Source organism: Paenibacillus sp. Dod16 (assembly GCF_049893405.1).
Taxonomy (GTDB): Bacteria; Bacillota; Bacilli; order Paenibacillales; family Paenibacillaceae; genus Paenibacillus_AQ.
Window position 1 is genome coordinate 1 of the sequence record NZ_JBNDYG010000113.1, and the last position, 1,782, is coordinate 1,782.

At 40.4% G+C, this 1,782-nt stretch carries 2 protein-coding genes and 1 pseudogene; all 3 read left to right on the top strand.

Translation table 11 applies throughout. From position 1 onward, the window contains the following. A pseudogene (locus ACPV3A_RS37595) lies at window positions 1-776 on the top strand (bifunctional glutamate--cysteine ligase GshA/glutathione synthetase GshB); the annotation flags it as partial. 356 nt (window positions 777-1,132) lie between these two features. Continuing rightward, complete coding sequence (locus ACPV3A_RS37600) at window positions 1,133-1,456, top strand: ArsR/SmtB family transcription factor (RefSeq protein WP_053493525.1); 324 nt, start codon at window positions 1,133-1,135, stop codon at window positions 1,454-1,456. A gap of 120 nt (window positions 1,457-1,576) precedes the next feature. Then, on the top strand, window positions 1,577-1,782 hold a 206-nt coding region (locus ACPV3A_RS37605; RefSeq protein ID WP_426204995.1), incomplete at its 3' end, for an ArsB/NhaD family transporter.

Here is a 1,782-nt window from a genome sequence, read left to right on the forward strand (position 1 = left end):
AAGAAGTTCTCAAACAACATGGAATTCGTGTACCGTCAGGGGAAGCGTTTCAGAGCTTGGATGAAGCAATGTCCACCTATGAAACATATCGTGGTACCCCCATTGTGATAAAGCCCAAATCAACCAATTTTGGGTTGGGCATTACGATCTTCAATCAAGATTATTCGAGAGAGGATATGAAGAAAGCGTTTGAAATCGCCTTTTCGCATGATCAAACGGTTCTTCTTGAGGAATTTATGACAGGAAAGGAATATCGCTTTCTGGTCATGGGGGATCAGGTTGTAGGGGTCCTGCATCGTGTCCCTGCAAATGTCACCGGTGACGGTGTCCACACGGTCGAACAGCTTGTTCATGAGAAGAATAAAGATCCACTTCGAGGTAAAGGGTATAAGACGCCCCTTGAGAAGATTCAGTTAGGGGAAGCAGAAGAGATGTTTTTGAAGAACCGTGGTATGAGTTGGAACGATATACCCCAACAAGGGGAAGTTATCTATCTAAGAGAAAATTCGAACATTAGTACGGGAGGAGACAGTATCGATTTTACGGATGAAATGCCAAACAGCTATAAGGAACTTGCTATTCAATCAGCTAAAGCTGCAGGAGCGACCATCTGTGGCGTGGATATGATGATTGATTCTTTAGAGGAAGAAGCAACCGATACCAATTACAGCATCATAGAAATCAACTTCAATCCAGCGATCCATATACACTGCTACCCTTATATCGGAAAGAACAGAAAGGCAAATGAAAAGATTCTGGATTTATTGTTTGGTTAGTTCGATTACGGTGAGACAAATGAATGAACGAATTGAGATAGACATAAGGTGATGATGAAAGAAGGGCAGGGAGACCTGCCCCCTAAGAGGGGCGTTAATTCGGAGATATAATTTGCTGTTATTAGCGATAATGTGAAAAGATTTTATTACCGCATTCGTGGAAAACCTACTTGCGGTAAGAGATGAAGTATCGTTCAAACCATCACAATTGCAGGAAGGGTGGACACTTGTGTTGTTCAATGAGAAATTATTGGAAACAGATTCTAGACACTTGAAATCAAGCACTCTTTCATTTAAGATATAAGCATTAAATTATATGGTTATGATGTTATCTTACAAGAATGGGGTGAATCTTATTGGAGCAAATGAGCGAAATTGCCGAGAAGCTAAAACTGCTTGGAGATAAAACAAGGCTTACGATGTTAACGCTTCTTAAGCAAAAAGAATGGTGTGTTTGCGAATTTGTCGATATTTTTGACATGTCTCAGCCAGCGATTAGCCAGCACTTAAGAAAGCTTAAGTCTCAGGGGATTGTAAATGAAGCCCGTCGTGGCCAATGGGTTTATTATTCCTTGAATGTTGATGACAAGCCATATATCCAAGCCGTGCTAAATGAGATGCCAAGTGCTCAAGAAGTACTATCATCCATGAATAAGGAAGTTAACTGTGCATGTGATTAACAGGAATATTTAGCAAATGGTTGAGTGATGCTAAATATTATCTCTGTTTTCTATATAAGGATATAGTTATATATTGATTGTTGCTGTACTTAAGTAATCGCATAATTGGAGGTTTGAACATTGGTTTCTGTTGTCCTGGCTAGCATCATTTTTCTTGTTACATTAGTTTTTGTCATTTGGCAGCCTAAAAATCTATCCATTGGTTGGTCTGCCTGCGGTGGTGCTGTACTGGCACTGCTTGTAGGAGTCGTTGACTTTCAGGATGTATGGGATGTCACCCAAATCGTATGGAATGCAACACTCGCCTTTGTCGCGATCATTATCAT